General features: G+C 55.2%; 23 protein-coding genes. 10 read left to right on the forward strand and 13 right to left on the reverse strand.

Translation table 11 applies throughout. From position 1 onward, the window contains the following. Window positions 1-23: 23 nt before the first annotated feature. The 5 genes from ACOTX3_RS21805 to fdhD form a co-directional block, all read right to left on the reverse strand. The gene (locus tag ACOTX3_RS21805) at window positions 24-2,516 is read right to left on the reverse strand and encodes a fimbrial biogenesis outer membrane usher protein (RefSeq protein ID WP_250116819.1); all 2,493 of its coding nucleotides are present in this window, start codon (window positions 2,514-2,516) and stop codon (window positions 24-26) included. Window positions 2,517-2,536: 20 nt separating this feature from the next. Then, window positions 2,537-3,220 carry a fimbria/pilus chaperone family protein gene (locus ACOTX3_RS21810; RefSeq protein WP_058651843.1) on the reverse strand — a complete coding sequence of 228 codons (684 nt, stop codon included), beginning with the start codon at window positions 3,218-3,220 and terminating at the stop codon, window positions 2,537-2,539. A gap of 74 nt (window positions 3,221-3,294) precedes the next feature. Beyond that, window positions 3,295-3,993 carry a DUF1120 domain-containing protein gene (locus tag ACOTX3_RS21815; RefSeq protein WP_047351647.1) on the reverse strand — a complete coding sequence of 233 codons (699 nt, stop codon included), beginning with the start codon at window positions 3,991-3,993 and terminating at the stop codon, window positions 3,295-3,297. A 405-nt stretch (window positions 3,994-4,398) separates the two neighbouring features. Next, entirely contained in the window at window positions 4,399-4,611 is a 213-nt protein-coding gene (locus ACOTX3_RS21820; protein WP_013099352.1) for a DUF1471 domain-containing protein, read from the reverse strand. Window positions 4,612-4,725: 114 nt separating this feature from the next. Beyond that, window positions 4,726-5,562 (reverse strand): formate dehydrogenase accessory sulfurtransferase FdhD, encoded by an 837-nt coding sequence (fdhD, locus tag ACOTX3_RS21825; RefSeq protein WP_045294655.1) that lies wholly within the window; start codon window positions 5,560-5,562, stop codon window positions 4,726-4,728. A 383-nt stretch (window positions 5,563-5,945) separates the two neighbouring features. On the opposite strand from fdhD, the gene fdnG reads away from it, so the two are divergent. The 4 genes from fdnG to fdhE are packed head-to-tail and all read left to right on the forward strand — an operon-like array spanning window position 5,946 to window position 11,469. Then, entirely contained in the window at window positions 5,946-8,996 is a 3,051-nt protein-coding gene (gene fdnG / locus ACOTX3_RS21830; RefSeq protein WP_086527976.1) for a formate dehydrogenase-N subunit alpha, read from the forward strand. 12 nt (window positions 8,997-9,008) lie between these two features. Beyond that, window positions 9,009-9,911, forward strand: a complete 903-nt coding sequence (gene fdxH, locus ACOTX3_RS21835) for a formate dehydrogenase subunit beta (RefSeq protein WP_014833793.1) — start codon at window positions 9,009-9,011, stop codon at window positions 9,909-9,911. Next, entirely contained in the window at window positions 9,908-10,543 is a 636-nt protein-coding gene (fdoI, locus tag ACOTX3_RS21840) for a formate dehydrogenase cytochrome b556 subunit (RefSeq protein WP_013099357.1), read from the forward strand. Before fdxH ends, fdoI begins: the two co-directional genes overlap by 4 nt. After that, window positions 10,540-11,469, forward strand: coding sequence for a formate dehydrogenase accessory protein FdhE (gene fdhE, locus ACOTX3_RS21845; protein ID WP_029882351.1), 930 nt, complete (start codon window positions 10,540-10,542; stop codon window positions 11,467-11,469). The genes fdoI and fdhE overlap by 4 nt, the downstream gene beginning before the upstream one ends. A gap of 42 nt (window positions 11,470-11,511) precedes the next feature. Here the strand turns inward: fdhE and ACOTX3_RS21850 are convergent, their stop codons facing one another. After that, window positions 11,512-11,802 carry a helix-turn-helix domain-containing protein gene (locus ACOTX3_RS21850; protein ID WP_013099359.1) on the reverse strand — a complete coding sequence of 97 codons (291 nt, stop codon included), beginning with the start codon at window positions 11,800-11,802 and terminating at the stop codon, window positions 11,512-11,514. Next, the gene (locus tag ACOTX3_RS21855; RefSeq protein ID WP_013099360.1) at window positions 11,803-12,114 is read right to left on the reverse strand and encodes a hypothetical protein; all 312 of its coding nucleotides are present in this window, start codon (window positions 12,112-12,114) and stop codon (window positions 11,803-11,805) included. Between the two features lie 229 nt (window positions 12,115-12,343). On the opposite strand from ACOTX3_RS21855, the gene ACOTX3_RS21860 reads away from it, so the two are divergent. Continuing rightward, the gene (locus ACOTX3_RS21860) at window positions 12,344-13,261 is read left to right on the forward strand and encodes an alpha/beta hydrolase (RefSeq protein ID WP_058679010.1); all 918 of its coding nucleotides are present in this window, start codon (window positions 12,344-12,346) and stop codon (window positions 13,259-13,261) included. 12 nt (window positions 13,262-13,273) lie between these two features. Here the strand turns inward: ACOTX3_RS21860 and fabY are convergent, their stop codons facing one another. From fabY to ACOTX3_RS21890, 6 genes are all read right to left on the reverse strand, one after another. Next, complete coding sequence (gene fabY, locus ACOTX3_RS21865; RefSeq protein ID WP_013099362.1) at window positions 13,274-14,215, reverse strand: fatty acid biosynthesis protein FabY; 942 nt, start codon at window positions 14,213-14,215, stop codon at window positions 13,274-13,276. A 44-nt stretch (window positions 14,216-14,259) separates the two neighbouring features. Further along, entirely contained in the window at window positions 14,260-14,697 is a 438-nt protein-coding gene (gene dtd / locus ACOTX3_RS21870; protein ID WP_013099363.1) for a D-aminoacyl-tRNA deacylase, read from the reverse strand. Next, entirely contained in the window at window positions 14,694-15,575 is an 882-nt protein-coding gene (locus ACOTX3_RS21875; protein WP_013099364.1) for a virulence factor BrkB family protein, read from the reverse strand. Before ACOTX3_RS21875 ends, dtd begins: the two co-directional genes overlap by 4 nt. Beyond that, window positions 15,569-16,168 carry a glucose-1-phosphatase gene (gene yihX, locus ACOTX3_RS21880; protein ID WP_013099365.1) on the reverse strand — a complete coding sequence of 200 codons (600 nt, stop codon included), beginning with the start codon at window positions 16,166-16,168 and terminating at the stop codon, window positions 15,569-15,571. Before yihX ends, ACOTX3_RS21875 begins: the two co-directional genes overlap by 7 nt. A gap of 119 nt (window positions 16,169-16,287) precedes the next feature. Continuing rightward, on the reverse strand, window positions 16,288-17,088 hold the full coding sequence (locus ACOTX3_RS21885) for a DeoR/GlpR family DNA-binding transcription regulator (protein WP_013099366.1): 801 nt from the start codon (window positions 17,086-17,088) through the stop codon (window positions 16,288-16,290). Window positions 17,089-17,122: 34 nt separating this feature from the next. Further along, entirely contained in the window at window positions 17,123-18,019 is an 897-nt protein-coding gene (locus ACOTX3_RS21890; protein WP_044159133.1) for a sugar kinase, read from the reverse strand. 155 nt (window positions 18,020-18,174) lie between these two features. On the opposite strand from ACOTX3_RS21890, the gene yihU reads away from it, so the two are divergent. From yihU to ACOTX3_RS21915, 5 genes are read left to right on the forward strand one after another with little or no spacing between them, the layout of a single operon-like run. Beyond that, window positions 18,175-19,065 (forward strand): sulfolactaldehyde 3-reductase, encoded by an 891-nt coding sequence (gene yihU, locus ACOTX3_RS21895; RefSeq protein ID WP_013099368.1) that lies wholly within the window; start codon window positions 18,175-18,177, stop codon window positions 19,063-19,065. 17 nt (window positions 19,066-19,082) lie between these two features. Beyond that, window positions 19,083-19,958: a sulfofructosephosphate aldolase gene (gene yihT / locus ACOTX3_RS21900; RefSeq protein ID WP_044159140.1), complete on the forward strand. Its 876-nt coding sequence runs from the start codon at window positions 19,083-19,085 to the stop codon at window positions 19,956-19,958. Window positions 19,959-19,972: 14 nt separating this feature from the next. After that, window positions 19,973-21,214 (forward strand): sulfoquinovose isomerase, encoded by a 1,242-nt coding sequence (gene yihS / locus ACOTX3_RS21905; protein ID WP_013099370.1) that lies wholly within the window; start codon window positions 19,973-19,975, stop codon window positions 21,212-21,214. A gap of 17 nt (window positions 21,215-21,231) precedes the next feature. Further along, on the forward strand, window positions 21,232-23,256 hold the full coding sequence (locus ACOTX3_RS21910; protein ID WP_058679012.1) for an alpha-glucosidase: 2,025 nt from the start codon (window positions 21,232-21,234) through the stop codon (window positions 23,254-23,256). A gap of 45 nt (window positions 23,257-23,301) precedes the next feature. Further along, complete coding sequence (locus tag ACOTX3_RS21915; protein WP_013099372.1) at window positions 23,302-24,684, forward strand: MFS transporter; 1,383 nt, start codon at window positions 23,302-23,304, stop codon at window positions 24,682-24,684. Window positions 24,685-24,724 lie beyond the last annotated feature (40 nt).

Consider the following 24,724-nt stretch of genomic DNA (forward strand, 5'->3'; position numbering starts at 1 on the left):
AAGGCGCGGGAATAAAATCCCATTCAGACGCCGGATAGATTCAAGCAAGCCAACTTGTCGTCAAAATCGGTGTTGCAAAAACGGGAGTGACCATAGATTCCGTTTATCTCCTCGTAGAATTGAGTGGGGTCCGCTTCCGGCAAAGTGAAACTCAGCGTGCAACGGCCAGCATCCTGCTTCGCATACAGCGTCTGGCTGGCGGAAATATCATTCAGGAAAATGATGCCGTCTTCCGGTGCAGAGGTGATGTACTCCCCTTTCCCGTTCACGACAGAAACGCCTTTCGGTAACGGCGTGCCGTCCGCGCGCGTAATGTTCAGCAGCACGCGGCGCTGGCTCAGCGTGGTGAACTTCCAGTGAGCAAATGCTCCGTGGGAGGCCTTCAGCGACGCATGACCGTTGCTGACGTCAACATTGCCCGGCAGGCTTTGGGTATCTATTTCAACCGTACTTTCGCTGAACGGTGTCAGGGCGGGCACAACCGCTCTGCCCCATTTGTCCGTCCAGACGTTACCGCGCGGGGTACCTATCGCCACCCCGGCAACGGGCTTGTCCAGCGCCACTACCGCATAGGTATCTGTTACCGGATAAGGTGAGAAGGTAACGCCATCACCGTGCGCGACAATGCCGCCGCTCAGTGCGATCGAGGAGTTACGGTTACTTTCATTGTCACCGCCAATCCCCAACGCGAGCGTGGTGTAGTGCAGGTTACTGTTCAGCGAACCATCCCAGTTGGTTACGCTGTCATCGTGATCCTGAGAGACGCCCACCGTGTAGGTGTTTTCATCGTTAAATGACCCCATGGCGCGGGTCCCGTAAGAGGCTTTGCCCTCGTTTTCACGGTACCAGCTGTTGGTGGACACGCCGGTGCGGCCCAGCGGCACAGAGACGTTCACATAAAACATATCGCTGTCGCTGGTGTACTTATCACCGTGGCTGATGTCTGATTCCCAGTTTACGCTGACGTTAAAATAGCGGAACGACCGCGACCATGACGAAATGATGCGGCGGCTGTCGTATTCGCTGTTCCATGTCTGGTTGTTGTAATAGCTCAGAGAGAAACGGCCCAGCGTCGGGTTCGACCAGCTCACGCCAACGTTGGTGTCGTATTTTGTGGTCGAGTAGTCATCGTCATCGCTGTATAACTCCTGCATTTCACGATACTTCGGCGTACCGTAGCTCCCGCCAAGGGACAGGCCGAGCCCCCACGGTAAGGCGTAGCCGAGATCCAGCGTGGTTTTGTTACCGTCGGTTTGCGAGAGGTTATCAATGGAGCCGAGAAAACCCAGCGAGGCATACATATGCTGCATCGGCACGGTGTCAATGTTGGCGGAGAAACCGTAATAGTGGTTATCTGCCATCACCATGCCGGCGAGAAAGTTCATCCGGTTGTTAATGGACCAGCCGTTTGATGCGGCGACAATCCACGGCTGCGTAAAGTTTGTCTCCATGTCCTCTGCACGCCCGACGGCCAGTGAAAACCCCGGCGCGCGGCCCACGTGGTTGCTACGGAAGGTGCTGGCGGAAACCGTAAAATGGCTTTCGCTGCCGTCGGTTTCCGTCACCGTGACCTTTAAATCCGTGTTCAGGTTGGCAACCGGCACATCGCTTAAGGTGAACGGCCCGGCAGGTACCAGCGTGGAGAAGATCAGCTGTCCACCCTGGCGAATGTCCACGCGCGCCTGGGCGTTGCGGGCAATACCACTCACCTCAATACCGCTGCTGTAGCCCGGCAGGAGAGCGTTATCCGGCATCATCTGTACGCCATAGATGCCGGGGATACTGAAGCGGCTGTTGGCGATGTTAATTTGCCCCCCCTGCACCATCACGCCGTAGTCGGTAAAGGTGCGCTGTGCATAGGTGTAGAGCGAGTCGCTCTCGAACGACATGCCGCTGCCGTCGCTGATAAACTGCGAACTGCGCACAATCCAGTCGCCTGCGTTAAAGCCAAATTCAAACGAAGCCTGAAAGCGATCGGACTTATCATCATCAAAGTCGTAATGGGTGCCAAACATGGAGTAGTTCAGCATAGCCGCGCGTCCGCCACGCACGTCAGCCACCTGGCGGCCACTTTCCGGGTTAATGGCCTCCGGCGGAACAACCAGTGAAATTTCGTCTACGTCTGGAGAAGTGACGACCGTTGCGTTTTTCCAGTACTGGTGAATTGAAGGGCACGTTTCACGCTTGAGCTTTTTATATAACCCGGCGGCGTTCAGATATTCCCCATCAATACACGGAAGACCTTCATCATTAAATTTCACGGGCATAATGCCGCGCTTTTTGCCGTTAATAAGCACGGTGACATTATGGTAACCCGGCATAAATCGCGGGGCGACGGCATAATAGTCAGCAATAGCCGGATCGAGGCCATTCTCTTTTAACGCCTGGGTATCGAAAAACGCTCTTGCCAGCTCCATACTGGGCGCTGCCGTTGGCAGAATTTCTGCACGAATTCCGAATGCCACCGCGCTCAGGCAAAATGCCAGCACGCCTGTTTTACAGGGGGAAATTTTCATGGCCACTCCGTCGGGTATTATTATTTTAATTCAGCAACGTAAGAACTGGCTTTATAGCCAAAGCGGGTAGCAGGGTACATTTCTACTTTGTTATTCTGCCCGGATATTTTGTTTTCTGACGTCGCTATCATCGTCTGGCCGGGAAGAATATAGCTTTTATCGAATTTGACCTTAACTCGTGACGGTAATAACGTGGCGTTTTGCTCCATACGCACCACATAAGGTGTATCGTTTACCACCGTCAGGTTGCCGTTTTTAATCTGCCAGCGCAGATCTTTCCACGGTTCCATATTCACGTCGAGACCCGCCGGGTGAATAATGACCGGGAGATTCTGGCTGAACACCATTTTCACTTTATTCTGCTCTCGTTGCGGAATAGTGGAAAAAATGACGCGCTTTAAGTGTTCTGTTTTTAATTTTTCCGCGCTGTCTTTTAAGACAAAGCGGACACGCTGCGTTTTACCGGCATTTACACGTACCACCGGTTGAGTGACAATAACACCAGGTGTGGGATCGTCCGGTAAATCGACAACACGGGTATAAAGAAGCTGGGCGGTATCGTCGCTATTTTTCACATCCATGCTCGCTCCCCGCTCGTCTTCGTTAATCAACAGCAGGGAAGTATCTGGCACCATACCGGCGGCAAATGTCTGCAACGACGAAAGCAGGCAAACGCAGAGCAACGTTTTTTTAGAGAGAATCATAATATTAGTCCGTTAATATTGATGGAAACTGCTCCCCTAATCAGAGGAGCAGTGAATTATCAGCACTGTGATAATCAGAGGTAAACCAGCTCAACGTTGGTTAAACCGTCCAGCGTCACTTCATCCGTGACGTTTAAATCGTTGGTTGGGTTGATTGTGGCGCTCACAGCAACCTTAAAGTTGATCTTGCTTTCTGCAGAAGGCGCGCCACTCGTTTTATCTGAAGCAAAGGCATAAATTTCAGAATTGTCACTGTAAATTTGCATATAGTCGGCGCCTCTAACAACCCAGCCTTTTCCACCATCTATACTCGCCAATGGATAAAGCGGGTCCCCATTACTGTTAGTGTTTGCACCTTGAGTACGGAATAACGCTAATGCATAGGCACCAATTTTTTTATCGTTATACATTCCCAGACCAAACACAGTAGATGGCGAACCGGTAAAGCCATTACCCATTACGACGTTTTCAGTGGGTGAAGAGTCATCACGCGAATCGGTAAACTTCACAGCAACACGCGTGGCTTCTTCACAGGTAATGGCAACAGGAATTTCTTTCATTTCCGTCAGCGGGGTCATGCTGGTTGAGTTGAGTGAGGCAACCTTCATGGTACCAAAGTCAGCCACACCGCCACCGCTTGGGAAGGCTGGAGTGCATGAGGATGGAAGGATTTTACCTGTTACTTTAATATCAATGCTTTGTGCAGCCATAGCTGTATTAACCGACATGGCTAACGCTGTAACCAGCATTCCTTTTTTGATCAATGCGTTCATTCAATTTCCTTATTAAGGTGAAATACAAAAGAAAGCCAAATGCCAACATTTGGCCGAGGGTATCGATAAGCAATATTAATTGCCGGAAAATACCAGCATCAATAACCGCTATCAATTGTCTGACCCATCTTTAGGATTTAGACCTGAGGAATTCCTTAACTATTAAGATCAATGATTTGACGCATGAATATAAATAACACCAGTGGCTTAAAAGCATTGAAGAGAATTATGTTAACGACAATCTTATCTGATGAATTATTTAAGAGAGTTATTTAACGATGAGCGCTAAACAGGAATAACAATTGAGAAGGGAGAGGAGATATCGCCTTTGCAAGCAAGAGGCAGGATGGCTTTATGTTTACACCTGTCCCCGCTCCGAAGAGCAAGGGACAGTGGCAACACAACTTATTTGTTCAGTTCCGCGGTCATATGTACGCGGTTACCAGAGAATGCCTGAGTAATTTTGTAAGAGGACGCGCCCGCTTCCTGAGCCTGAGCAGCGATTTTCGCTTCTGCGCCATCCAGCGTGGAGGCAGAGGCGGTAACAGTTTGTGCAGCGAAAGAACCGAATGAAGCAGCCAGAGCGATTACAGCGACAAAAGTTTTGATGCTTTTCATGATATAAACCCTTTCGTTAAGTTGTTTAGGTAAGGCACCGTGCCTTGATGAGATAAATACTAGACCTCATAGCCGACAACGAAAAGCGGAAGGATTTGCTATTATCATTCAAAATTACTGATCAACAATTAATCGCTGCGGATGGGTATAAATTGTCGCCCTTCCCGGCTTGCAGAACCCGACCAGCGTCAGGTTACAACGCTCTGCCACCTCTACCGCCAGCGTCGTCGCCGCCGAGACCGCAAACAGGATTTCGACACCGCACATTGCAGATTTTTGCACCATCTCGTAGCTGGCGCGGCTGGAAACCAGCGCTGCGCCCTGCTGCCAGAGATCGCTCTCCCGCGCCCGACGCCCCATCAGTTTATCCAGTGCCACGTGACGTCCCACGTCTTCATGCCCACCGGCGATCTCGCCTGATGGCAGAACCCATGCCGCCGCATGCGTACAGCCGCTCAACTGGCCGATGGGCTGCACGTCGTTGAGGTGGGCAAGCGCGTGGTCGAGGTTGGCCAGATTGAAGGTCTGCGTAAAGGGCAGCGGCGCGACAGGTTTGCCGATATCGTTCAGTTGCTCAACGCCACAGACGCCGCACCCTGTTCGCCCGGCCAACGCGCGACGACGCTCCTTCAGCCCCATAAAGCGACGACTGGAGAGTTCGATCTGCACTTCCAGACCGTTGCAGGCCTGAACCACATCCATGCCGTAAATGTCCTGTGGATGCGCAATGATGCCTTCCGAGAGCGAAAACCCGATGGCGAACAGTTCAAGATCTTTTGGCGACGCCATCATCACAACGTGCGAGATGCCGTTGTACACCAGGGCGACGGGGACTTCTTCCGCCAGAAAATCGGGCGTGGCGTGGGTAATGTGAGGGGGTCGATGTACCGACAGCTCCACAATGCCTGCTGGCAGCGGTGACGAGTGGGTAGCACGGTTTTGTTTAGACACAACGGTTTTCCTGAACAACCACGGAGGTGAGCCTGCTATTGCAGCATAAACCGCAGGCCTTACGCATAGTATGGATCAACTTTTCAGCACCCAACCGCCTCAAGTTTACCTACTCATTCTGGAGAGGTGCAACCGGCGCCATGCTACACCCCTGTAACATGCGGGGTTAATAATGTGATTGATATCACACTTTATAATCAACACGGTGATAATACGTTCACTTTGTATTAACGCCATTGGAACAGGCGTACCGACATTGTGGTATTCTGGTGATATCCCCCGGAGAAATGAGGGATTAACGCAAATTTTTCTCCTTTGCGGTCATTATTCAACCGCGAAGTCAAAACTACATATGTAAGCAATGTCGAAACAAGGAGTGACCCATGCAGGTCAGCAGAAGGCAGTTCTTTAAGATCTGCGCTGGCGGTATGGCAGGCACCACGGCAGCGGCACTGGGCTTTGCGCCTGGCGTAGCGCTGGCGGAAACGCGGCAGTATAAACTGCTGCGCACCCGTGAAACCCGTAATACCTGTACGTACTGCTCTGTCGGTTGCGGGCTGTTAATGTATAGCCTCGGCGACGGTGCTAAAAACGCCAAAGCGTCTATCTTCCACATCGAAGGCGACCCGGACCACCCGGTCAACCGCGGCGCGCTGTGCCCGAAAGGGGCCGGTCTGGTGGACTTTATCCACTCCGAAAGCCGTCTGAAATTCCCGGAATATCGCGCGCCTGGCTCTGATAAATGGCAGCAAATCAGCTGGGAAGAAGCATTTGACCGCATCGCTAAACTGATTAAAGAAGACCGCGATGCCAACTTTATTGCGAAGAACGCCGACGGCGTGACGGTCAACCGCTGGCTCTCTACCGGGATGCTCTGTGCATCGGCTTCCAGTAACGAAACCGGCTATTTAACCCAGAAATTCACGCGCGCACTCGGTATGCTCGCGGTCGACAACCAGGCGCGTGTCTGACACGGACCAACGGTAGCAAGTCTTGCTCCAACATTTGGTCGCGGTGCGATGACCAACCACTGGGTCGACATCAAGAACGCCAACCTCATTGTGGTGATGGGCGGTAACGCCGCTGAAGCGCACCCTGTCGGGTTCCGCTGGGCGATGGAAGCCAAAATCCACAACGGTGCGAAACTGATTGTGATCGATCCCCGCTTTACGCGTACAGCGTCAGTGGCGGATTTCTACACCCCTATTCGTTCAGGTACTGACATCACTTTCCTGTCAGGCGTATTGCTGTACCTGATGACTAACGAAAAATACAACCGCGAATACACCGAAGCCTATACCAACGCCAGCCTGATCGTGCGTGAGGATTACCACTTCGAAGATGGCCTGTTCAGCGGTTACGACGCCGAAAAACGCAAGTACGACAAAACCAGCTGGAACTACGAGCTGGACGAGAACGGCTTTGCGAAGCGCGACACCACCCTGCAACACCCGCGCTGCGTGTGGAACCTGCTGAAAGAGCACGTTTCCCGCTATACGCCGGATGTTGTTGAGAACATCTGTGGTACGCCAAAGGCTGACTTCCTGAAGGTCTGCGAGCTTATCGCCGAAACCAGCGCGAAAGACAAAACCGCGTCGTTCCTGTATGCCCTCGGCTGGACGCAACACTCCATTGGTGCGCAGAACATCCGTACCATGGCGATGGTTCAGCTGCTGCTCGGCAACATGGGGATGGCAGGCGGCGGCGTGAACGCCCTGCGCGGTCACTCCAACATTCAGGGTCTGACCGACCTCGGCCTGCTGTCACAAAGCCTGACGGGTTATATGAACCTGCCAAGCGAGAAACAACCGGACCTGCAAACCTACCTGACAGCCAGCACGCCAAAACCGCTGCTTGAAGGCCAGGTGAACTACTGGGGCAACTATCCGAAGTTCTTCGTCTCGCTGATGAAAGCCTTCTACGGCGACAAAGCGACGGCGGAAAATAGCTGGGGCTTTGACTGGCTGCCGAAGTGGGACAAAGGTTACGACGTGCTGCAGTACTTCGAGATGATGCACCAGGGTCAGGTCAACGGCTACATTTGCCAGGGCTTTAACCCGGTCGCCTCGTTCCCGAACAAGAACAAGGTTGTCGAGTCGCTGTCGAAACTGAAGTTCCTGATTACCATCGACCCGCTCAACACCGAGACCTCGACCTTCTGGCAGAACCACGGTGAATCGAACGACGTCGATCCGTCAAAAATTCAGACCGAAGTATTCCGTCTGCCATCAACCTGCTTCGCGGAAGAGAACGGTTCTATCGTCAACTCTGGCCGCTGGTTGCAATGGCACTGGAAAGGTGCGGACGCCCCGGGCATCGCCATGAACGACGGCGAGATCCTGGCCGGTATCTTCTTACGCCTGCGTAAGATGTACGCGGCAGAAGGCGGCGCGAACCCGGAACCGGTTCTGAACATGACCTGGAACTACTCGACGCCGGAGAATCCATCCCCGGAAGAAGTGGCGATGGAGAGCAACGGTAAGGCGCTGGCGGACGTTATCGACCCGGCCACCGGTACCGTGCTGGCGAAGAAAGGCGATCAGCTCAGCACCTTCGCGCACCTGCGTGATGACGGCACCACCTCAAGCGGTTGCTGGATCTTTACCGGTAGCTGGACGCCGAAAGGCAACCAGATGGCCAACCGCGATAACGCTGACCCATCGGGCCTTGGCAATACGCTGGGCTGGGCTTGGGCATGGCCGCTGAACCGCCGCATCCTCTATAACCGTGCCTCCGCTGACCCGCAGGGTAACCCGTGGGATCCGAAGCGTCAGCTTCTGAAATGGGACGGCGCGAAATGGGGCGGCGTGGATATTCCGGACTACAGCACTGCCGCACCAGGCAGCGATGTCGGGCCGTTTATCATGCAGCCTGAAGGCATGGGACGCCTGTTTGCCATCGATAAAATGGCGGAAGGGCCGTTCCCGGAACACTACGAGCCGTTTGAAACGCCGCTGGGTACTAACCCGCTGCACCCGAACGTGGTCTCTAACCCGGCTGCCCGTATCTTTAAGGGCGACTTTGAAGCGCTGGGTAAAAAAGACAAGTTCCCGTATGTGGGCACCACTTACCGTCTGACCGAGCACTTCCACTACTGGACCAAGCACGCGCTGCTTAACGCCATCGCGCAGCCGGAACAGTTTGTGGAGATCGGCGAGAAGCTGGCGAACAAGCTCGGCATTGCCCATGGCGATACCGTGAAGGTCTCCTCCAACCGTGGCTATATCAAGGCCAAGGCGGTAGTGACCAAGCGTATTCGCACGCTGAACGTACACGGTCAGCAGGTGGATACCATCGGTATTCCGATTCACTGGGGTTATGAGGGCGTGGCGAAGAAAGGGTTCATTGCGAACACCCTGACGCCATTCGTCGGTGATGCGAACACGCAGACGCCGGAGTTTAAGGCCTTCCTCGTGAACGTGGAAAAGGTGTAACGGAGACGACTTATGGCTTATCAATCTCAGGACATTATTCGTCGTTCCGCGACTAACGGTTTCACGCCCGCGCCTCAGGCGCGGGACCACCAGCAGGAAGTGGCGAAGCTTATCGACGTTACCACCTGTATCGGCTGTAAAGCTTGTCAGGTGGCCTGTTCAGAGTGGAACGACCTCCGTGACGAAGTGGGTCACAACGTCGGGGTGTACGACAACCCGGCCGACCTGACCGCCAAGTCCTGGACGGTAATGCGTTTCTCTGAAGTGGAGCAGAACGACAAACTGGAATGGCTTATCCGCAAAGACGGCTGTATGCACTGTGCGGATCCGGGCTGCCTGAAGGCGTGTCCGTCAGAAGGGGCTATCATTCAGTATGCCAACGGCATTGTCGACTTCCAGTCCGAGCAGTGCATCGGCTGCGGCTACTGCATCGCGGGCTGCCCGTTTGACGTGCCGCGACTGAACCCGGAAGACAACCGCGTCTACAAATGTACGCTGTGCGTTGACCGCGTGAACGTTGGCCAGGAGCCAGCCTGCGTGAAAACCTGTCCAACCGGCGCCATCCACTTTGGCTCCAAAGAGGATATGAAAACGCTGGCGGCCGAACGAGTAGGTGAACTGAAAACCCGTGGTTACGATAACGCTGGCCTGTACGATCCGGCCGGTGTGGGCGGTACGCACGTCATGTACGTGTTGCACCATGCCGACAAGCCGAATCTGTATCACGGCCTGCCGGAGAACCCGGAAATCAGCGCCACCGTGAAGTTCTGGAAAGGCATCTGGAAACCGCTGGCAGCGGTAGGCTTTGCTGCCACCTTCGCAGCGAGCATCTTCCACTACGTCGGCGTCGGTCCGAACCGCGCGGAAGAGGAAGACGACAACCTGCATGAAGAGAAAGACGAGGTGCGCAAATGAAAAAACGTGACACCATCGTGCGCTACACCGCGCCGGAACGCATCAACCACTGGGTCACCGCCTTCTGCTTTATGCTGGCGGCGATAAGCGGGCTGGGGTTCTTCTTCCCGTCCTTCAACTGGCTGATGCAGATACTGGGTACGCCACAGCTGGCGCGCATCCTTCACCCGTTCGTGGGTGTGGTGATGTTTGCCTCGTTTATCATCATGTTTTTCCGTTACTGGCACCATAACCTAATCAATCGGGATGATATCTTTTGGGCGAAGAATATTCGTAAGATCGTCGTCAACGAGGAAGTGGGTGACACCGGGCGTTATAACTTCGGCCAGAAGTGCGTATTCTGGGCGGCGATTATCTTCCTGGTCCTGTTGCTGGTGAGCGGCGTGATCATCTGGCGTCCGTACTTTGCGCCTGCTTTCTCAATCCCGGTGATCCGATTCGCGCTGATGCTGCATTCATTTGCCGCAGTGGCGTTAATTGTGGTTATCATGGTGCATATTTACGCCGCCCTCTGGGTGAAAGGCACCATTACCGCGATGGTGGAAGGATGGGTAACCAAAACGTGGGCGAAGAAACATCACCCGCGTTGGTACCGTGAAGTCCGCCAGAAACAGGAAAAGTCATCTGAATGAGTATTCGCATAATCCCGCAAGATGAGCTGGGGTCGAGCGAGAAACGCACGGCGGAATATATTCCGCCGTTGTTATTCCCCAGACTCAAGAACCTCTACAACCGCCGTGCAGAGCGCCTGCGCGAGCTGGCAGAGAACAACCCGCTGGGCGATTTTCTGCGTTTTGCCGCGCTGGTTGCCCATGCGCAGGAAGTGGTGCTGTACGACCACCCGCTGCAAATGGATCTGACTGCGCGCATCAAAGAAGCCAGTGAGCAGGGCAAGCCGCCGCTGGATATTCACGTCCTGCCGCGTGACAAGCACTGGCATAAGCTGCTGCATTCTCTGATTGCCGAGCTGAAGCCCGAGATGAGCGGCACCGCGCTGGCGGTCATTGAGAACCTGGAAAAAGCCTCCGATCAGGAGCTGGAAGAGATGGCGAGCGCGCTGTTTGCCTCTGACTTCTCGCTGGTCAGCAGCGATAAAGCGCCGTTTATCTGGGCTGCGCTGTCGCTCTACTGGGCGCAAATGGCCAGTCTGATCCCCGGTAAAGCGCGCGCCGAATACGGCGAAGCGCGCCAGTTCTGTCCGGTGTGTGGCTCAATGCCAGTCTCCAGCATGGTGCAAATCGGCACCACCCAGGGGCTGCGCTACCTGCATTGCAACCTGTGTGAAACCGAGTGGCATGTGGTGCGCGTGAAGTGCAGCAACTGCGAGCAGACCCGCGATCTGAACTACTGGTCGCTGGAAAATGAAGACGCGGCGGTAAAAGCCGAAAGTTGCGGCGATTGCGGTACGTATCTGAAGATTCTGTATCAGGAAAAAGACCCGAAAGTTGAAGCGGTGGCCGACGATCTCGCCTCGCTGATTCTGGACGCCAAAATGGAGCAGGAGGGCTTTGCCCGTAGCTCTATCAACCCGTTCCTGTTCCCGGGTGAAGGGGAGTAATCTCCCTCATTAGCCCGGCAAGCTACTTTGCTGTCGGGCTAATTAATCTGATAAAGCCGAAATAACGTGCTGTGGATCATTCGCAATTGCACGCAACAATGCCTTTGCGGGACCGGTAGGCGAACGCCGTCCTTGTTCCCAGTTACGCAACGTATCAACGCTGACTGAGATTAAGTTCGCGAATTTACTTTGGGACAACCCAGACGCCTGACGAATTTCTTTGATTTTCATCGCATCGATTTGAAAGGTGCGCGACGGCTCGCGTTTCCCCCCGACAATGTCATCCATCTGAGCTATGCTTTGTGTTAATCGCTCAAACAGTGCCTTATCCATTTACCACCTCTCAATCATCTTTTTCAGAATGGCTTTTTCTCTCGCGGACAGGTCATCTTTGATCCCTTTGCGATAGATGAGCAGCAATCTGATTTCAAACTCGTGGGTACGATGAAAATAAATAACCCTTACTCCACCGCGCTTTCCCCTGCCTCCTGAAAGCCAACGAATCTTTCGCAGCCCCCCGGTATTCTGGATCAGATCGCCATAATCAGGTTGTGTTGCCAGGAACACCTGGAGCTTATGGTATTCGTCGTCATCCAGTAACGTTTTGACGTCTTCTGTGAAGATATCCGTTTCAATGAATAGCATAAATTATACGCCATTGGCTTAGAGTAACACATCTCCAATGTACGTCAATGACGTACCCCTATGTGAGGTACGTTATTGAGTTTTCAGTAACATATCCATTTATTTCATTGAGTGAAGTTGGTTTCTGCGAGCCTTTTTCCAAATCTCTGGTTCTACTTAATTTGATTGTTTTCATCTGCCTTCATACAGGTTATAAGACTGTGCATACATACAGCAAAAGGACATCACCATGGCACTGGAAAAGGGTATTGATAAGCTTGTGCAGGATTTTATCGCTGCAGGCCGACCTGGCGCGCGTAAGCAGAGTATTGATGACCGGAGAGCCGGATATGTAGCCAGCACTGTACTTGCTGGCGAGGCCGAAACCCGCGTGCAGGTTGAAACACTTGTCATTGATGGCCTTACCTTTCGGGTATTCTCGCCTCTCAATGTCTCTGAAACGTTACCCTGTGCCCTCTACTACCATGGCGGTTGTTTTGTCAGCGGTGGGTTTGCAACCCATGACAATCAGCTCCGCCAGCTGGCGTATTACGGTCAGTGTCGGGTGGTTGCGGTTCAGTACAGGCTGGCACCGGAGCATACCTTCCCCGCTGCGCATGATGATGCAGAGAGAGCGGCGGAGCTTGTCTGGCAACATGCAGAAAAAGTCGGTGTGGATAAAAACCGGATTACGCTTTGTGGTGACAGTGCAGGCGGCCATCTGGCGCTGGTCACCGCGCTGCGGCTCAAGGCTAAAACACAGTGGAATCCGGCCCAGCTTATCCTTATCTACCCTATGCTCGACGCCACAGCCAGCTTTGCAAGCTACACCCATAATGGGCAGGACTACGTTATCACGCGCGATACGCTGCTGAGTGGTTATGACATGTACCTGGCAGAGACAGACCGCCGGGACCCTGAAGCCAGCCCACTCTGGCGGGATGATTTCAACGGCCTGCCGCCGGTACACATTATTACCGCCGAGTACGATCCGCTATGCGACGAGGGTCAAGCGCTTTATCAACATATGACAGAACAAGGGGTTATTTGCACAGCGCAGCATTGGCTGGGTGTCATCCACGGCTTCTTCCAGCTTGGCGGCGTCAGTCCATCAGCGCGAGATGTTCTTCGGGACATCGCCTGGCGGATCAACTCCGCCCGGCGATAACATCGGGGAACCTTATTCCTCCTCGTTCCCTCCCTCTTCATACGCGCCAAACGGCTTCGCAGGCAGAACGATATAGGTGCCTTCAAACACCGCGCCTGGGGTTTCATCGCCAAAGAGTTCAACCTGCATCTGTACACGGGCTTTGCGGCCGCGCGCCAGGCGGTCGAGATCGCCCCCCAAAGAGCCGAGATCGGCCACGGCGCTCGGTTTACCGCTTATGGGGGCGCTGTAGCGAATATGGGCATCAGCCAGAATGATCGTGCCGCCAAGGTGGCGTTCACGCAGCATCAGCCAGATAAGCCCCCAGCCGGTGAGCGTGGCGAGCGAAAACAGGCTGCCGGCAAATAGCGTGTGGTGCGGGTTCTGGTTGCCGGTTTCCGGCATGGTGGTAATGAATTTTTGCCCGGTGTACTGCTGAATACGCACCCCCATCTTTTCACTCAGAGGGATGTGCTGATACCAGGCCTGCTGAAGCTGTCCGCACCAGTCCGCGCGGTGGAGAATATCATCCAGCGTGGCGATGGGTTTAATCATCAAAAAGTGGCGAATCGGCGTGGTTTGCGGGGTCGTAATTTCCCCCTGATTAACAAAACCGAGTTTGGCGAAGAACTCAACGGCATCTTCGCGGGCGCTACAGGTCACGCGTTTAACGCCTTCCTGACGGGCCACTGACTCCAGGGTCATGGCCATCAGCGTACCTAACCCTTTGTCCTGCACGGAGGGATGAACCGCCATAAAACGAATAGAGGCTTCGTTATCGGCATTAATATACAGACGCCCGACGGCAACGAGGTTACCCTCTTCGTCCATCACCATCTGATGATGTGCCATGGCGTCCCAGGCGTCGCGTTCAGACCCTTTAGGCTGATGTAATGGCTTGCGCAGCATTTCCCAGCGGAACTGGTAATAGGCTTCTAACTCTTCTTCCGTTTGCGGTACTCGAAGGTGATACATAGCTGTACTCTCTCTTGTTACCCGCGGCCACGCCGCCAGTTGGCTCATACCTGGAGCCAGAATGTGACGGGGCCATCGTTCACCAGCGATACCTGCATATCTGCAGCAAATCGTCCGGTTTGCGTATTCATTTCCTGTTGGCGACAACGCTCAACAAAGTATTCGTAAAGCGCTTCTGCCCGATCCGGGGCCGCACCTTTTGAGAAACTCGGGCGCATGCCGCGTTCGGTATCGGCGGCCAGCGTAAACTGTGAAACCACCAGCACGCTTCCGCCCGATTGCTGGACGTTAAGGTTCATCTTGCCTTCCGCATCACTAAAGATACGGTAGCCCAGCACGCGTTCACATAAGCGGTTGGCTTTTTGTTCGTCGTCATCCTTTTCGACACCTAACAACACTAAAAGTCCTGGGCCAATTTCACCCGTCACCTCTCCCTCCACGGTGACGCTGGCACGGGTTACGCGCTGTATCAATGCAATCATGGTTGGTCTGCTTCTTGTTGTTTTTCAGCTTCTGCTGCTTTTTTAAGTTCGCGGTATACGCCGAGAGTGACAGTTATTTCCGCACCAAGCAAGACGATACACCAGGTCCAGTAAACCCAGACAAACAAAATGGGGATCACCGCCAGTACGCCGTAAATGAGCTGATAGGAGGGGAACATGGTGATGTAAAGGGCAAACCCCTTTTTGCCCAGTTCGAAGAGTACCGCTGCCACCAGTGCGCCAACAACCGCATCACGGTTCGGCACGCGCGTGGTCGGCACCACACTGTAGAGCAGCCAGAAAGAGAGCCACGATAAAATCAGCGGGAAGATACGCAACACGTTATCAATGGCACCGTTGAGATCGCTGGCCCAGCGCAGGGAGAGCAGATAGGAGCTAATCGCCAGGCTCGCCCCCGCCAGCAGCGGGCCGAGAGTTAAAATCATCCAGTAAACAGCAAAGGAGTAGACCTTCGGACGGACTTTTTTACTCCGCCAGATCGTATTAAGCGCACTGTCGATGGAGTACATCAGCAGCAGCGCGGTGACGATAAGCCCGCACGCCCCCACTGCCGTCATCTTGCTGGAGTTTGCGACAAACTGTTCAATGTAGTTCTGGATCACATCGCCAGTGGCAGGAATAAAATTCGCAAAGACGAAGTGGCGCAGCTGCAGGCTGACCTCTGCAAACATGGGAAAAGCGGAAAAAAGGGCAAAAATAACCGCCACCAGCGGTACCAGGGAAAGCAACGACACGTAGGCGAGGTTACCCGCCAGCGTGGTCATGTTGTCCTCATCAATACGGTGCCAGAGGAGTTTTAGCCAGGCCCTGAGCGGGCGAGTATGGTGCGTGGCTTTTTGATGAACGGTTTTTAGCATAACTGCTTCGCAAAGTAGTTCGGTATCGTCTCTTTTCCGGTCACCAAAATTGACGTAATACCCAACTGGTTAGCTCCCTCTATATTATCGGCATTGTCATCGAAAAAGACCGCATCCGACGCGGAGAATCCTTCCGCTTGCAGTACCGCCTGATAAATTCGCGCTTCGGGTTTACGCATCCCCATCTCCTGCGAGAGGTAGATTTTATCTGCTGCAGCCTTAACTTCTGGATATTCCTCAGGCCAGAACGTGGTGTGCAGGCGGTTGGTGTTCGACAGCACGACGACCCGGTGACCCTGCTCGCGAAGTTTATGCATGATGTCGATAACCTCAGGGCGGATAGCGACAAATACAGCCTGCCAGCCGTGGGAGAACTGTTCGTAGCTTAACGGCAGATCCATTTCATGGCACAGACGTTCAGCAAACACTTCGTCGCTGATCTCACCCCGTTCATGCTGATGGAATGTCTCGCCCATGGCGAAACTCTGTTTTAACGTCGCCAGCGGGACACGGCTAAAATCGCTCCATGCGCCCAGCACCCGATTGAAATCGATATCGACGATTACATTTCCTAAGTCAAAGATATAAAGCATGTTTATCTCCTGCTCGCCGTGGAAAAGTAACTGTAGCGGGAAAGATAAGGTTTGGCTATGCGCCAGATTCAGCTTAAAGAAAGGAACGGCCCGAAGGGATTTTCGGGCCGTCAGAAAGGTTATCCAGCCTGCTGCTCTTCGCCTGTGCTGACTTCGACAACTTCTACCTTGCTGAATTTGAGATGATTATGTAGCGCAGAGCCGGGCAGTTCATCGGTAAAGAGCGCCGTTGCCTGCGCCACGTTGCCAATTTCCACGGCGGCAGAGGCGGTGTATTTCGTATGATCGGCCGCCAGTAAAATATGTCTGGCGTGAGCCATCATCGTTTTCACCACGCTGGCTTCATTAACGTCAAACTCCATCATCGCGCCGTCGTGTTCAATCGCCCCCACGCTGGTCACCAGATAATCCGCCCGAAAGCCAGACACGAACGCCGTCGCCGCCGGACCGATAATGCCGCCGTTATGTGGACGCAGCGTACCGCCGGGCACCATCACCTCAAAACGCGGATTTTTATAAAGGATGTGTGCCACCCGCAGACTGTTAGTGATGATACGCAGATGGTTATGGTTGAGCAGTGCACGGGCCACGTGCTCCACGGTCGTGCCAATGGTGATGAAAATAGTCGAACCATCAGGAATATAGTCTGCAATCGCTTCGGCAATCGCCCGCTTCTCTTCAGTCAGCGACACTTCGCGCTGCTCAAAGGCCGTGTTCACCACGCTGGATGCCCTGCCCGCACCGCCATGATGTCGCGTAATCAGTCCCTGTTCGCTCAACTTGCGGATATCCCGGCGCACGGTTTGCGTCGAGACGTCCAGCAGCTGCGCCAGTTCATCAATGTTCATATATCCGCGATCGGCTATCAGCGTCAGCAGCTGATCGTGACGCGGGTTGCCGGTCAGTTCGGTAAGGCTCATGGGCTGTCCTCTGAAAACCATCACGCCCCGCATTTTATACAAAAAGTGACAAAAAAGAGCGGGTTTGATCACAGTCGGGTATACCTGCGCGACCGCCGGGCTGAGTACATTTCAGCGCGGCGACGGCGCTGGCGAAACGCACGGCTTGCGCTGGAGATAACCGTTGCGCCAGGCTGACCGCCAGGGCACCGTGGAAAACATCCCCCGCCCCGGTGGTATCAACCACCTCGACCTCAAAACCCGGCTGATGGCACTGGACACCGTTCTCCAGCCAAAAGCAGCCGTCCCGGCCCTGCGTGACATAGACATGTCCATTTGTGAGCGTTTGTGCTTTTTTAAGCGCACCTTCCGTTTCCTCAAGATGGCTTACCCGACGCAGCCCCGGCGCGGAAAAGGCAGCATGATCGCTGAGGGCGATAAGTTCCGCGATGTCCTGAGGGGTTGTGTCCGCATCGAGCAACGTGGGGACGCCTTGCTGGCGGGCAAGGGTAAACGCCTGCTTCGCCCCTTCATGCCAGCGCACATCGGCTAAAACAATGTCCCATTGCGAGAAGTCGATGCCCTGCAGCCAGTCTGCCGCAGCGGGAAGATCGGGGCTGGGATAGTTCGCGATGATGCGTTCCCCGTTGCCGTCCACCAGCACCGCCGATTGTGACGAGCGGGCATCTTTCACTATGCGCGTGTAGCGGGTGTTCACCCCCAGGGATTCCAGCTCCGCAAGCAGCCTTCTGCCGGTATCGTCGTCACCCACCCGGCCAATAAAATCCACGGATGCCCCCAGTTTTGCCGCCGCCACCGCCGCAGTTGCCGCCGGGCCGCCGCCCACTTCCGTATAGTCTTTTGCGACATATTTCCCACCTTCTTTTGGTAAATCATCGAGATACCAGATGCGATCCAGCACGGTTATGCCGACACAAACGATGCGAGTCATGGTGCTTCCTTCTGCAATTTCTGATGCCTTCATTTTAATTTCATCAAATGTTTAAAAAGTGACCCCTGTCAATTTTTTGACTATAAATTACAAATACGATCAAAAACAGACAACATAAACGCGCAAAAATTGACACGATATGACAGGAGAGAGGCATGTCAGCAATCGCATTTATCGGTTTAGGGCAGATGGGCGCGCCAATGGCGAAGAATCTGTTGAAGCAAGGTCACCAGCTTCAGGTCTTTGATGTGAACCCGCAGGCGGTTCAGATCCTGGTGGAGAGCGGCGCGAAGGCGGCGGCAACGCCCGCGCAGGCCGCAACGGATGCCGAGTTCGTCATTACCATGCTGCCCAACGGCGACCTGGTGCGCAGCGTGTTGTTTGGCGAACATGGCGTTTGCGAAGGCTTATCTCGCGACGCGCTGGTGATCGATATGTCGACCATTCATCCCCTGCAAACCGACGCGTTGATCCGCGACATGGCCGGGCGTGGCTTCAGCCTGATGGACGTACCTGTCGGGCGCACCTCAGACCATGCCATCGCCGGCACGCTGCTCCTGCTGGCTGGCGGCACGGCCGAGCAGGTTGAGCGCGCCACCCCCGTCTTAATGGCGATGGGCAATGAGCTGATTAACGCCGGCGGGCCGGGCATGGGCATCCGCGTGAAGCTTATCAATAACTACATGAGCATTGCGCTAAACGCCTTGTCCGCCGAGGCGGCCGTGCTGTGTGAAGCGCTCGGCCTCTCCTTTGAGGTGGCGCTCAAGGTCATGAGCGGCACGCCTGCAGGTAAAGGCCATTTCACCACCTCCTGGCCGAACAAGGTGCTGAAAGGTGATCTTTCACCCGCCTTCATGATCGACCTTGCACATAAAGATCTGGGGATCGCCTTGGACGTGGCCAACCAGCTCCACGTTCCGATGCCGCTGGGCGCGGCTTCCCGCGAAGTTTACAACCAGGCACGCGCCGCCGGGCGCGGGCGCGAAGACTGGACAGCCATTCTTGAACAGGTTCGCGCATCTGCCGGGCTGAAAAAATCACACTGATACGAAAGGACTGAGGAATGACGATGTACACCCTGAAAGATATCACCCGACCTTCCGGCGGTTTTGCGATGCTGGCCGTCGATCAGCGCGAAGCGATGCGCCTGATGTTTGCCGCAGCAGGTGCGCCGGTGCCGGTCACTGACCAGCATCTGACGGATTTTAAGGTCAGTGCGGCGAAAATTCTGTCGCCGTACGCCTCTGCCATTCTCGTCGACCAGCAGTTCTGCTATCGCCAGATTGTGGAGCAGCAGGCCATAGCTAAAAGCTGCGCGCTGATTGTGGCGGCCGACGAGTTTATTCCAGGGAACGGTATTCCCGTCGACAGCGTGACGATCGACAAGAACGTCGACGCGCAGGCGGTCAAACGCGATGGCGGCAAGGCGCTGAAATTACTGGTGCTGTGGCGTAGCGATGAAGACGCGCAGCAGCGTCTTGAGATGGTGAAAGCATTTAACTCCCTGTGCCACGACAACGGCCTGCTGAGCATTATCGAGCCGGTGGTGCGTCCACCGCGTCGCGGCGCCGGGTTTAACCGCGAACAGGCGATTATCGATGCGGCCAAAGAGCTGGGTGACAGCGGTGCGGACCTCTACAAAGTGGAGATGCCGCTGTTGGGTAAAGGCACTCAGCAGCAACTGCTGGCGGCCTCGCAGAAGCTGAACGAGCACATCGCCATGCCGTGGGTGATCCTCTCCTCCGGCGTGGACGAAAAATTATTCCCGCGCGCCGTGAGCGTTGCCATGCAGGCGGGGGCATCAGGCTTTTTAGCCGGTCGCGCCGTCTGGTCATCGGTGATTGGCCTGCCGGACACCGGGCTGATGCTTCGCGATATTTCCGTACCTAAACTGCAGCGCCTGGGTGAGATCGTCGACGAAATGATGGCTCGCCGTTAAGAAAGGACCCGAACATGAAATGGTTTAACACCCTGAGCCATAACCGCTGGCTCGAACAAGAGACCGACCGCATTCTTGATTTCGGTAAAAACGCAGCCGTACCGACCGGCTTCGGCTGGCTGGGCAATAACGGGCAGGTTCGCAGCGATATGGGCACGCATCTGTGGATCACCGCCCGTATGCTGCACGTTTACGCGGTGGCGGCGAACATGGGTCGTCCCGGTGCGTATGCCCTGGTTGAGCACGGCATTAATGCCCTGAACGGCCCGCTGCGCGACAAACAGTACGGCGGCTGGTACGCCTGTGTTAACGATGAAGGCGTGGTGGATGCCTCCAAGCAGGGTTATCAGCACTTCTTCGTGCTGCTGGGCGCGGCGAGCGCCGTCACCACCGGACACCCGCAGGCGCGCAGGCTGCTGGACGACGCCATTGAGGTGATTGAGCGCTACTTCTGGAGCGAACAGGAGCAGATGTGCCTGGAGTCCTGGGATGAAGCGTTCAGCAAAACGGAAGATTACCGCGGTGGTAACGCCAACATGCACGCCGTGGAAGCCTTCCTCATCGTGTATGACGTAACCCACGATCGTAAATGGCTCGACCGCGCGCTGCGCATCGCCTCAGTGATTATTCACGACGTGGCGCGCAAAGGTGAGTATCGCGTTAACGAGCATTTCGATACCAACTGGAACCCGATCCGCGACTACAACATCGATAATCCCGCCCACCGTTTTCGCGCCTACGGCGGCACACCAGGGCACTGGATTGAGTGGGGCCGCCTGATGCTGCACCTGCGTGCCGCGCTGGAAGCCCGCTTCGAAACCCCACCGGCGTGGCTGCTGGAAGACGCAAAAGGACTGTTCCACGCCACCATCCGCGATGCCTGGGCGCCAGACGGAGCCGATGGGTTCGTCTACTCCGTTGGCTGGGACGGCAAGCCTATCGTGCGCGAACGCGTGCGCTGGCCGATCGTCGAGGCGATGGGCACTGCGTATGCGCTCTACACCGTAACCGGCGAGGCGCAGTACGAAGCCTGGTATCAGAAATGGTGGGATTACTGCATCAAATACCTGATGGATTACGAGAACGGATCCTGGTGGCAGGAGCTGGACACCAACAACGAAGTGACCACCAAAGTCTGGGACGGCAAGCAGGATATTTACCACCTGCTGCACTGCCTGGTGATCCCCCGCCTGCCGCTGGCCCCGGGCTTAGCCCCTGCCGTAGCCGCCGGATTACTGGATAGCCAGGCCAAATAATAAAGACGGAGTTTTCTATGCGTACCCTACACAATATTGATCTGAAAAATAACGAACATGGCTTCACCCTGCGCTGGCAGGACCGTCTGATTTTATCCCACTCCACCGATGAACCTTGCCTGTGGATCGGCGCGGGCGTTGCTGATATCGAAATGTTTCGCGGCAACTTCAGCATCAAAGACAAGCTCAACGAAAAAATCGCCCTGACGGACGCGACCGTTACACAGCAAAGCGCAGGCTGGGCGATCCGCTTTACCCGTGGCGATGCGGTGAGCGCGACGCTGCTGGTGGGTGTGGATGCGGAAGGCCGTCTGGAACTGAAGCTGAAAAATGATGCCACCTGTCACAACCGCATCTGGCTGCGGCTGGCGGCCCAGCCTGAAGATCATATCTACGGCTGCGGCGAACAGTTCTCGTACTTTGATCTGCGCGGCAAGCCGTTCCCGCTGTGGACCAGCGAACAGGGGGTGGGCCGCAATAAGCAGACCTACGTGACCTGGCAGGCCGACTGCAAAGAGAACGCGGGCGGCGATTATTACTGGACCTTCTTCCCCCAGCCTACCTTCGTGAGCACCCAAAAGTACTACTGTCACGTGGATAACAGCTGCTACATGAACTTCGACTTCAGCGCGCCGGATTTCCACGAACTGGCGTTCTGGGAAGATAACGCCACGCTGCGCTTCGAATGTGCAGAAACCTACGTCGATCTGCTGGAAAAACTCACCAGCCTGCTGGGGCGTCAGCCGGAGCTGCCGGACTGGGTTTACGACGGCGTGACGCTGGGCATTCAGGGCGGCACCGGGGTGTGTCAGCACAAGCTCGACGTCATGCGTCAGGGCGGGGTGAAGGTGAACGGCATCTGGGCGCAGGACTGGTCCGGCATCCGCATGACCTCCTTTGGCAAACGCGTGATGTGGAACTGGAAGTGGAACAGCGAGCTGTATCCGCAGCTTAATGAGCGTATTGCACAGTGGAAACAGGAAGGCGTGCAGTTCCTCTCCTATATCAACCCGTACGTCGCCAGCGACAAAGATCTCTGTGAAGAGGCGGCAAAACGCGGCTATCTGACCAAAAATGCCGACGGCAAGGACTACCACGTCGAGTTTGGCGAGTTCTACGCGGGCGTTATCGACCTGACCAACCCGAAAGCCTACGGCTGGTACAAAGAGGTGATCAAAAAGAACCTGATCGAACTGGGCTGCGGCGGCTGGATGGCCGATTTTGGCGAATATCTGCCAACCGATACCTTCCTGCACAACGGCGTCAGCGCGGAGATCATGCATAACGCCTGGCCTGCCCTGTGGGCCAAATGTAACTACGAGGCGCTGGAAGAGACCGGCAAGCTCGGCGAGATCCTGTTCTTCATGCGCGCAGGTTATACCGGCAGCCAGAAGCACTCGGTAATGATGTGGGCGGGAGATCAGAACGTCGACTGGAGCCTGGACGACGGTCTGGCGTCCGTCGTACCTGCTGCGCTGTCTCTGGCGATGACCGGTCACGGGCTGCACCACAGCGACATCGGCGGCTATACCACCCTGTTCGAGATGAAACGCACCAAAGAGCTGTTGCTGCGCTGGTGCGACTTCAGCGCCTTTACGCCGATGATGCGTACCCACGAAGGTAACCGCCCAGGTGACAACTGGCAGTTCGACGGCGACGCCGAAACCATCGCGCACTTTGCACGTATGACCACCGTGTTCACCACCCTGAAGCCGTACATCAAAGCTGCGGTTGCGCAGAACGCGAAAAGTGGCCTGCCGGTGATGCGCCCGTTGTTCCTGCATTATGAAGACGACGCGCGCGCCTACACGCTGAAATACCAGTACCTGTTTGGCCGCGATCTGCTGGTGGCACCGGTTCATGAAGAGGGCCGCCACGACTGGACGCTCTATCTGCCGCAGGACAACTGGGTGAATGTGTGGACGGGTGAAACCTGCCAGGGCGGTGAGGTGACCGTTGCTGCCCCGCTCGGCAAACCGCCGGTCTTCTATCGCCAGCAAAGCGAATGGGCAGATCTGTTTAATACCTTACGTTATATCTGATAAGGCTCGCCCGCGGGGAAACCTGCGGGCAGACGGAGAACAATAATGAGTCAACATACTTCTGATCCGGCAACCCTACGCCTGCCGTTTAAAGAAAAACTCGCCTACGGGATGGGCGATCTCGGCTCTAACATCCTGCTGGATATCGGCACGCTGTATCTGCTGAAGTTTTATACCGACGTGCTGGGCCTGCCGGGTACCTACGGCGGGATCATCTTCCTGATTGCCAAATTCTTTACCGCCTTCACCGATATGGGCACCGGGATCATGCTCGACTCCCGGCGCAACATCGGCCCGAAAGGGAAATTCCGCCCGTTCGTGCTGTATGCCGCCTTCCCGGTGACCTTGCTGGCGATTGCCAACTTCGTCGGCACGCCGTTTGAAATCACCGGTAAAACGGTGATGGCAACGGTGCTGTTCATGCTGTACGGCCTGTTCTTCAGCATGATGAACTGCTCTTACGGCGCGATGGTGCCCGCCATCACCAAAAACCCGGACGAGCGCGCCTCGCTGGCCGCCTGGCGTCAGGGCGGCGCCACGCTTGGCCTGCTGCTCTGTACCGTCGGTTTTGTCCCGGTAATGAACCTGATTGAGGGCAACGATCAGCTTGGCTATATCTTTGCCGCCACGCTTTTCTCGCTGTTCGGGCTGTTCTTTATGTGGTGGTGCTACAAAGGCGTGACCGAGCGTTACGTCGAGACGCAGCCTGCTCATCCGGCGCAAAAACCGGGGCTGTTGCAGTCGTTTCGCGCCATTGCCGGAAACCGTCCGCTGTTTATCCTGTGCATCGCCAACCTCTGCACGCTGGGTGCCTTTAACGTCAAACTCGCCATCCAGGTTTACTACACGCAGTACGTGCTGAACGACCCGATCCTGCTGTCTTACATGGGTTTCTTCAGCATGGGCTGTATTTTTATCGGCGTCTTTATGATGCCCGGCGCGGTGCGGCGCTTCGGCAAGAAAAAAGTCTATATCGGCGGGCTGATGGTTTGGGTGGCGGGCGATCTGCTCAACTACTTCTTCGGCGGCGGCTCGGTGAGCTTTGTGGCGTTCTCCTGCCTGGCCTTCTTCGGCTCCGCGTTCGTGAACAGCCTGAACTGGGCGTTGGTATCCGATACCGTGGAATACGGCGAGTGGCGCACCGGCGTGCGATCTGAAGGAACGGTTTACACCGGCTTTACCTTCTTCAGAAAGGTATCTCAGGCACTGGCGGGCTTCTTCCCGGGGATCATGCTCACGCAAATTGGCTATGTGCCCAACGTGGTGCAATCCGCCGGAACGGTTGAAGGACTGCGGCAGCTGATTTTTATCTATCCGAGCCTGCTGGCGGTCATCACCATTGTGGCGATGGGCTGTTTCTACAATCTCAACGAGAAGATGTATGTGCGCATCGTGGAAGAGATCGAACTGCGTAAACGTACGGCATAAATGACGAGATAGAGCGCCCTGCGGGCGCTCTGAGGATCGA

This window comes from Enterobacter cloacae complex sp. IR5384, from assembly GCF_049237265.1.
Taxonomy (GTDB): domain Bacteria; phylum Pseudomonadota; class Gammaproteobacteria; order Enterobacterales; family Enterobacteriaceae; genus Enterobacter; species Enterobacter cloacae.

Coding starts and splice junctions, on each gene's coding strand:
- ACOTX3_RS21805 (WP_250116819.1), bottom strand. CDS start 2,516: ATGAAAATTTCCCCCTGTAAAACAGGCGTGCTGGCATTTTGCCTGAGC.
- ACOTX3_RS21810 (WP_058651843.1), bottom strand. CDS start 3,220: ATGATTCTCTCTAAAAAAACGTTGCTCTGCGTTTGCCTGCTTTCGTCG.
- ACOTX3_RS21815 (WP_047351647.1), bottom strand. CDS start 3,993: ATGAACGCATTGATCAAAAAAGGAATGCTGGTTACAGCGTTAGCCATG.
- ACOTX3_RS21820 (WP_013099352.1), bottom strand. CDS start 4,611: ATGAAAAGCATCAAAACTTTTGTCGCTGTAATCGCTCTGGCTGCTTCA.
- fdxH (WP_014833793.1), top strand. CDS start 9,009: ATGGCTTATCAATCTCAGGACATTATTCGTCGTTCCGCGACTAACGGT.
- fdoI (WP_013099357.1), top strand. CDS start 9,908: ATGAAAAAACGTGACACCATCGTGCGCTACACCGCGCCGGAACGCATC.
- fdhE (WP_029882351.1), top strand. CDS start 10,540: ATGAGTATTCGCATAATCCCGCAAGATGAGCTGGGGTCGAGCGAGAAA.
- ACOTX3_RS21850 (WP_013099359.1), bottom strand. CDS start 11,802: ATGGATAAGGCACTGTTTGAGCGATTAACACAAAGCATAGCTCAGATG.
- ACOTX3_RS21855 (WP_013099360.1), bottom strand. CDS start 12,114: ATGCTATTCATTGAAACGGATATCTTCACAGAAGACGTCAAAACGTTA.
- ACOTX3_RS21860 (WP_058679010.1), top strand. CDS start 12,344: ATGGCACTGGAAAAGGGTATTGATAAGCTTGTGCAGGATTTTATCGCT.
- fabY (WP_013099362.1), bottom strand. CDS start 14,215: ATGTATCACCTTCGAGTACCGCAAACGGAAGAAGAGTTAGAAGCCTAT.
- dtd (WP_013099363.1), bottom strand. CDS start 14,697: ATGATTGCATTGATACAGCGCGTAACCCGTGCCAGCGTCACCGTGGAG.
- ACOTX3_RS21875 (WP_013099364.1), bottom strand. CDS start 15,575: ATGCTAAAAACCGTTCATCAAAAAGCCACGCACCATACTCGCCCGCTC.
- yihX (WP_013099365.1), bottom strand. CDS start 16,168: ATGCTTTATATCTTTGACTTAGGAAATGTAATCGTCGATATCGATTTC.
- ACOTX3_RS21885 (WP_013099366.1), bottom strand. CDS start 17,088: ATGAGCCTTACCGAACTGACCGGCAACCCGCGTCACGATCAGCTGCTG.
- ACOTX3_RS21890 (WP_044159133.1), bottom strand. CDS start 18,019: ATGACTCGCATCGTTTGTGTCGGCATAACCGTGCTGGATCGCATCTGG.
- yihU (WP_013099368.1), top strand. CDS start 18,175: ATGTCAGCAATCGCATTTATCGGTTTAGGGCAGATGGGCGCGCCAATG.
- yihT (WP_044159140.1), top strand. CDS start 19,083: ATGACGATGTACACCCTGAAAGATATCACCCGACCTTCCGGCGGTTTT.
- yihS (WP_013099370.1), top strand. CDS start 19,973: ATGAAATGGTTTAACACCCTGAGCCATAACCGCTGGCTCGAACAAGAG.
- ACOTX3_RS21910 (WP_058679012.1), top strand. CDS start 21,232: ATGCGTACCCTACACAATATTGATCTGAAAAATAACGAACATGGCTTC.
- ACOTX3_RS21915 (WP_013099372.1), top strand. CDS start 23,302: ATGAGTCAACATACTTCTGATCCGGCAACCCTACGCCTGCCGTTTAAA.